We start from the raw sequence: 6,739 nt of genomic DNA, 5'->3' as shown, positions 1-6,739 counted from the left end.
GGGCCGGGGGGGGGGGGGGGGGGCGGGGGGGGGGGGGGGGGGGGGGGGGGGGGGGGGGGGCCGGGGGGGCCCCCCCCCCCCCACGACTGCTCAGGAGGTGTGCCGGACGGCGTTCGCGAGGATCGCGTCGCGCATGTAGGCGGCGAGGCCCGGCCTCGCGGTGTCGATGTTCCGCGTGAAACGTTCGTCCGATACGTACATCTCGCCCAGGCAGGTGTGCATCTCGTACCCGCAGTCGTAGTGGTTGCGGGCGATCCCCTGCCGGTGGTCCTCGGCGGTGTCCATGGCCGCCTCGGAGTCGGCGGGCTCACCGGCGTCCATCAGGGCGACGAAGCGCCGGGTGAGCTCGTCGGCCTCGTTCTGGATGCGCTGCCAGTCCTCCTTGGTGTACGAGGCGGTCTTCTCCTGCGACTGGCGGTAGGCGTCGGTGTCGCCCCAGCGCTCCCGGACCTCCTCCTGGTGCTCGTCGGGGTCGAAGTCGCCGAAGACCTCGAACTTCTCCTCGGGCGTGAGGTTGATCCCCATGTTGCGTGCCTCCATGGCGTGCTCCACGGCCGCCGCCATCTTCTGCAGCCTCTCGATCCGGGCGGACAGCAGCTCGTGCTGGCGGCGCAGGTGCGCGCGCGGGTCCGCGGCCGGGTCGTCGAGCAGGACGGCGACCTCGTCGAGCGGGAAGCCGAGCTCCCGGTAGAACAGGATCTGCTGCAGCCGGTCGAGGTCGGCGTCGCCGTAGCGCCGGTGACCCGCGTGGCTGCGCTCACTGGGTACGAGCAGGCCGATGTCGTCGTAGTGGTGCAGGGTGCGCACCGTCACTCCGGCGAAGCCGGCGACCTGTCCCACGGAGTAGCTCACTTCCGCTCCCTTCTCTGACGCCCTTCACGGTGCCTCCTCACGTGACGTGAGGTGCAAGCCCGGTGCGGTCCCGGGTGTCACACCCTTGAGCGCCCCGCCTTCCACGGCATCCGGCGCCCCGTGTCCCCCGTGGGAGCTACCCGGAGCAGTCCACTCGGGGGTGATTCGCCGGAGTCGGCATTCTCATAGCGTTCTCGGCAGGCCGCGGAAGGAACGCTGCCGATGCCGTACGGAGGTCACCATGAGCACGACGCACACCACGTCCCCGCAGCCCACACGTCAAAAAGGTGGCCGCTTCCTCCAGTCTCCCTTCGGCTGGATGCTGACCGGGACAGTGGGTGTGGGCCTGGCGTCCAGCCTGGCCGCGGTGGGCGGGGTGGTCGCCGTCGTGGCTGCGGCCGTGGCGGTTGTCATCTACTGGGCGGTCATGCGCCACCTCGCCCGGCGGGACGTACCGGAGATCGCGAAGTCGGGGTCCGTGATCCAGACGTTGTCCGGCGTCGCGATCGGCCTCGTTCTCATCACCGTGTCGATGCTCACGCTCCTCACCGAGTTCTCGTTCGACGAGCGGCCCGGTAACGGCCTGTCGATCGTGGCGAGCATGGCCGCGATGCAGGTCGGCGCCGCCGTGACCGAGGAACTGCTCTTCCGCGGCCTCGCCCTCCAGGCACTGGAGAAGATGTGCGGCAGCTGGGCGGCTCTGGCGATCACCGCGGCACTGTTCGGCGGACTGCACGCGGCCAACCCGGGCGCCACACTGTGGAGCTCGACCGCGATCGCCGTCGAGGCCGGCGTCCTCCTCGGCGCCGCGTTCCTGTGGAAGCGCAACATCTGGTTCGTCGTGGGCCTGCACTTCGCCTGGAACACCGCCCTGGGCCTGATCGGCATCCCCGTCTCCGGCCACGCCTCGGAAGGCCTCATGACCACCACTCCGACCGGCCCCGACCTGGTGACCGGCGGAGACTTCGGCCTGGAGGCGTCGATCGTGCCCGTCATCATCAGCCTGCTGATCGCGATCCCCATGCTCATCGCCGCCCACCGCCGCGGCAACCTCGTACCCATGCGCCGCGGACACCGCTGACACCCGGTGTCCGCCGACCACGAGATCTCGCCCCCGCTCACCCTACGAGCGGGGGCGGACGCGTGGCCGTGAGTCAGGGGTGACATCCCCGCACTCACCGGCTGAGCCGCGCGAACCTCCCCACCGCCAGCGGGAAGAACACCGCGAGCAGGGCCAGCGGCCAGACGACCGCCGCCCACACGTGGCCGGACTCGCCGCCGGGGCCGCCGAAGAGGTCGCGGACGGCCGTGGCGGTCTGGGACATCGGGTTCCACCGGACGACCGTGCCCAGCCAGCCGGGCATGGAGTCCGGCGCGGCGAAGGCGTTGGAGAGGAATCCGACCGGCCAGACCAGGATCTGCACCGCCTGCACCATCTCGGGCCTGCCCGCCACCAGGGCCAGGAAGATGCCGATCCAGAGCATGGCGAACCGGAAGAGCAGCAGCAGGCCCACCGCGCCCAGGAAGGCACCCGGACCGCCGTGGGCCCGCCAGCCGAGCGCGTACCCGACCGCGATCAGCACGGAGAGACCGAGCGCCGACTGGAGCATGTCGGCGGCGGAACGGCCCACCAGGACCGCGCCGTTGGTCATCGGCAGGGAGCGGAAGCGGTCGACGACGCCCTTGTTGAGGTCCTGGGTGACGGCGATCATGGTGCCTTCCAGGCCGAAGGCCATGGTGAGGGCCAGCATGCCGGGGACCAGGTAGTCGACGTAGTCGCCGCTCACACCCCGGCCGCCGCCGACCAGGTAGCCGAACATCAGCAGCAGCATGACCGGGAAGACCAGGTTGACGACGACCGTGACCGGCTGCCTCCCCCAGCGGGACAGTTCCCGGCGGGTCATGGTCCACGAGTCGGTCAGGGCGTACGTCATGGGCTTCGTGACGGTGCTCGTGCTCACGCCGGTACTCACACGGCCTCCTCGGTGCGGTCGGTGAGGTGCAGGAACACCTCGTCCAGGGTCGGGCGGCGCAGGGCCACGTCCTCCGCCTCCAGGCCCGCCTCCTCCAGCGCCCGTACGACACCGGAGAGCGCCGCCATGCGGTCGGTGACCGGCGCGCTGAGCAGCCGGCGGTCGGCGTCGACGCGGACGCCGGTGAGCGGCAGCAGGGCGGCCGCGGCGCCGAGTCGGCCGGGGTCGCGCAGGACGACGTCGACGCGGTCGCCGCCGGTGGCGGCCTTCAGTTCGTCCGGGGTGCCGTCGGCGACGACCCGGCCGGCGTCGACGACCGAGATGCGGTCGGCGAGCTGGTCGGCCTCCTCCAGGTACTGGGTGGTGAGCAGGACCGTCGTGCCGCCGCCCACCAGGGAACGGACCGAGTCCCACACCTCGGCGCGGCCTCGTGGGTCGAGGCCGGTGGTCGGTTCGTCCAGGAAGAGCACCTCCGGTTCGGTGATCAGGGACGCGGCGAGGTCCAGGCGGCGGCGCATGCCGCCGCTGTACGCGCTGACCGGCTTGCGTCCGGTGTCGGTGAGGTCGAAGCGCGCCAGGAGTTCGTCGGCACGCGCGCGTGCCCGCCGGGCGCCCAGGTGGTGGAGGCGGCCGAACATCTCCAGGTTCTGCCGGCCGCCGAGTTCCTCGTCGAGCGCCGCGTGCTGGCCGAGCAGGCCGATGCGCAGCCGTACGGCGTACGCGTCGGTCACGACGTCGTGCCCTGCCACCTCGACCCGGCCCTCGTCGGGCCGCAACAGGGTCGACAGGACCCGCACCAGCGTGGTCTTGCCCGCGCCGTTGGGACCCAGCACGCCGTGCACCGTGCCGCGCGTGACCGTGAGGTCGAGTCCGTCCAACGCGTTCTTGCTGCCGTACCTCTTGCGTGCCCGTTCGACGGTGATCGCTGTGTCGGCCACTGCCCCCCCCATTAGTCAAACTTGATTACTCGCCTGGGACCGTATCCCCGCCGAGGCACTTAGTCAAACTTGATTAGCTGAACTTCTCCGAACGGCCGCCGGTTGCCGATCAGCCGTGGTCTCCCGCAGGCCGCTCCTCCGCCGCGTACGGGTCCTGCCCGGCGTACGGGTTCTGCTCGCCCTCGCCCAGGACGCCGACGAACGGCTCGCCCTCCCCGGCGAACGTGTACGCACCGCCGCGGATGCGCTCGATGAGCGCGCGGGTCCACTCGGCGCCGCTGTCCGCGGAGTGCACCCACAGGTTCATGATCTCGCCGATGTGGCCGAGCTGCCCGGGGCCGTCCTCGGGCGTGTAGTACTCGGTGACGGACTTGCGCCACTGCCGGATGGCCCGGACCCGCTCCTCCAGGAGGGCGAGCACCTCCTCGCGTTCCAGGTCGACCATCAGACCGAGCCCCGCCGAGAGCACGTCCGGCTTCTGGTCGTAGGCGGTGAGGGACGCGCGAAGGAGGCCGAAGAACTCCTCGGTGCCCCGCTCCGTGATCTCGTACTCCGTGCGCGGCGGGCCGCCGACGGTCGACGGGGCGATCTCGTGGGCGAGCAGCAGGCCCTGCTTGGCCATCTGCTTCAGCGCGTGGTAGATCGAACCGGGCTTGGCGTTGGACCACTCGTGCGCGCCCCAGTACTCCAGGTCGTTGCGCACCTGGTAGCCATGGGCCCGCCCGTGCTGGCGGACCGCGCCGAGCACGAGGAGACGGATCACTGACATGCGCCCAGGTTAGGCCGCGTCCGGTCACCCGAAGGCGCTGCCCCGCTCCTTCGCCACCAGGTCCCAGGCCGAGGCGCCGTCCAGCGACTCGCGGATGATGTCGGCGTGGCCGGCGTGCCGGGCCGTCTCGCGGATCAGGGTCAGGCACAGCCAGCGCATCGAGACGCGCTCGTCCGGCGGGAACCAGGGATCGTTCGGCAGCGGGAAGGTGTCGTCGAGGCTGGGCACCGAGCGGACGAACGCCTCCGTCCCGGCGGCTACCTCCTCCCAGTACGCCAGCTGGGAGGCGACCGTCTCGTCGCCGACCAGGGTGAAGCACTCGTGCCAGTTCGACTCGTCCCGCGCTACGGCCGGCGCTTCCTGCTTCGCGCGGGCGATCCAGCCCTGCTCGACCTCGGCGACGTGCTTGACCAGTCCGGCCAGGGACAGTTCGCCGGCGCTGGGCCGGGACGACGCCTGCTCGTCCGTCAGGCCCAGCACCGAGCGCCTGATGCCACCGCGCTGCTCCGCCAGGAAGGACAGCAGCGCTCCGCGCTCGTCGCCCTGCGCTTCGGGTCGCACGTGAGTGACCATGACGGGCCGCCTTTCGTCGGGGCCGGGGGCCTTCCTCCCGACACCGACGAAACTACGGGCCCTTGCGGTCAGCTTCTGTCCGCAAGGACCCGACGGGGAAAAGCGTCCGGGGAAACGTCCCGGGAAGGGAGGCTCAGAACGGGAACCCGCTCCGGCCGTGCTGCACGGAGATCCACTTCTGTGTGGTGAAGGCGTCCAGCATGGTGTCACCGTTGAGGCGGCCCACGCCGGAGTGCTTCTCACCGCCGAAGGGCACGATCGGCTCGTCGTGCACGGTCCCGTCGTTCACGTGGAACATGCCGGTGTCGATCCGCTTGGCGAAGTTGACGCCGCGCTCGATGTTCCCGGTGTGCACGGCGCCGCTCAGGCCGTACGGGGTGTCGTTGACCAGGCGTACGGCCTCCTCCTCGCCGTCGAACGGGACGAGGAAGGCGACCGGGCCGAAGACCTCCTGCCGCAGCAGGGCGGAGTCGGCGGGCAGGCCGGTCAGGACCGACGGCTCGACGAGGTTGTCCGTGGTCGCGCCGCGCACCAGGGCGGTCGCGCCCTCGGCGAGCGCCTGCTCCACGACACCGGACAGGGCGTCCGCCTGCGAGGAGTTGATCACCGGGCCGATGACGGTCTCCGGGTCACGGGGATCGCCGGCCTTGAGGGTCCGCACCTTGGCGACGAACTTGTCGGTGAACTCGTCGGCGACCGAGCGGTCGACCAGGACACGGTTGGCGGCCATGCAGACCTGGCCCTGGTGGACGTACCGGCTGAAGACCGCGGCGTCGACCGCGTAGTCGACGTCGGCGTCGTCGAGGACCACCAGGGCGCTGTTGCCGCCGAGTTCGAGGACGGAACGCTTGAAGTTCGCGGCGCAGACGGTGGCCACGTGGCGGCCGACCTTGTCGGAGCCGGTGAAGGAGATCACCTTCGGGACCGGGTGCTCCAGGAAGGCGTCGCCTATCTCCGCGATGTCGGTGACCACGACGTTGAGCAGGCCGCCCGGCAGGCCGGCGTCCTCGAAGAGCTTCGCGATCAGGGTGCCGCCGACGACCGGCGTGTTCTGGTGCGGCTTGAGGACGACGCCGTTGCCGAGGGCGAGGGCCGGGGCGACCGACTTCAGGGAGAGCAGGAAGGGGAAGTTGAAGGGGCTGATGACGCCCACGACACCGACCGGCACCCGGTAGACGCGGTTCTCCTTGCCGTCGACCGGCGAGGGGACGATCCGGCCCTCGGGGCGCAGCGACAGGTGGACCGCCTCGCGCAGGAACTCCTTGGCGAGGTGCAGCTCGAAGGCGGCCTTCAGACGGGTCCCGCCCAGCTCCGCGGTGATCGCCTCGCTGATCTCCGCCTCGCGGTCCTCCACGAGCCGCAGCACCTTCTCGAACACCGTGCGGCGCGCGTACGGGTTCGTCGCCGCCCACTGCTTCTGCGCGCGCTCGGCCGCCCGGTAGGCGGCGTCGACCTCGTCGACGGTGGCTATGGTGATCGAGGCCAGCTTCTCGTCGTCGTACGGGTTGAAGTCGATGATGTCCCAGGAGCCGGTGCCCGCGCGCCACTCGCCGTCGATGTACTGCTGGGCAAGGTCGGTGAAGTACGACGACATGTGTTCCCTCAATCCCCTAGCTGCCGCAGCCGCCGCGAGC

Annotated in this window: 7 protein-coding genes; 1 reads left to right on the top strand and 6 read right to left on the bottom strand. The window is 70.9% G+C overall.

The features are described 5' to 3' along the window. Positions 1 to 90: 90 nt before the first annotated feature. A complete protein-coding gene (locus tag ACH4F2_RS14795) occupies positions 91 to 852 on the bottom strand; it encodes a MerR family transcriptional regulator (RefSeq protein WP_398133085.1) in 762 nt (253 codons plus the stop codon). Between the two features lie 241 nt (positions 853 to 1,093). Here ACH4F2_RS14795 and ACH4F2_RS14790 point away from each other — a divergent pair, with 241 nt between their 5' ends. Next, positions 1,094 to 1,933: a lysostaphin resistance A-like protein gene (locus tag ACH4F2_RS14790; RefSeq protein ID WP_398133084.1), complete on the top strand. Its 840-nt coding sequence runs from the start codon at positions 1,094 to 1,096 to the stop codon at positions 1,931 to 1,933. A 94-nt stretch (positions 1,934 to 2,027) separates the two neighbouring features. On the opposite strand, the gene ACH4F2_RS14785 is transcribed toward ACH4F2_RS14790, so the two are convergent. The 5 genes from ACH4F2_RS14785 to ACH4F2_RS14765 all read right to left on the bottom strand — a co-directional run bounded on the left by ACH4F2_RS14785 (position 2,028) and on the right by ACH4F2_RS14765 (position 6,699). Next, entirely contained in the window at positions 2,028 to 2,786 is a 759-nt protein-coding gene (locus ACH4F2_RS14785) for an ABC transporter permease (RefSeq protein ID WP_398133099.1), read from the bottom strand. A 35-nt stretch (positions 2,787 to 2,821) separates the two neighbouring features. Beyond that, a complete protein-coding gene (locus ACH4F2_RS14780; RefSeq protein ID WP_398133083.1) occupies positions 2,822 to 3,763 on the bottom strand; it encodes an ATP-binding cassette domain-containing protein in 942 nt (313 codons plus the stop codon). Positions 3,764 to 3,872: 109 nt separating this feature from the next. Then, on the bottom strand, positions 3,873 to 4,532 hold the full coding sequence (locus ACH4F2_RS14775; protein ID WP_398133082.1) for a PadR family transcriptional regulator: 660 nt from the start codon (positions 4,530 to 4,532) through the stop codon (positions 3,873 to 3,875). A 24-nt stretch (positions 4,533 to 4,556) separates the two neighbouring features. Next, a complete protein-coding gene (locus ACH4F2_RS14770; RefSeq protein WP_398133081.1) occupies positions 4,557 to 5,105 on the bottom strand; it encodes a DinB family protein in 549 nt (182 codons plus the stop codon). A gap of 133 nt (positions 5,106 to 5,238) precedes the next feature. Beyond that, complete coding sequence (locus ACH4F2_RS14765) at positions 5,239 to 6,699, bottom strand: aldehyde dehydrogenase family protein (protein WP_398133080.1); 1,461 nt, start codon at positions 6,697 to 6,699, stop codon at positions 5,239 to 5,241. Between the last annotated feature and the right edge of the window lie 40 nt (positions 6,700 to 6,739).

Source organism: Streptomyces sp. NPDC017890, from assembly GCF_044328675.1.
Lineage (GTDB): Bacteria > Actinomycetota > Actinomycetes > Streptomycetales > Streptomycetaceae > Streptomyces.
Note: the sequence above shows the minus strand (reverse complement) of the source record. Positions and strands in the feature narration are given on the sequence as shown.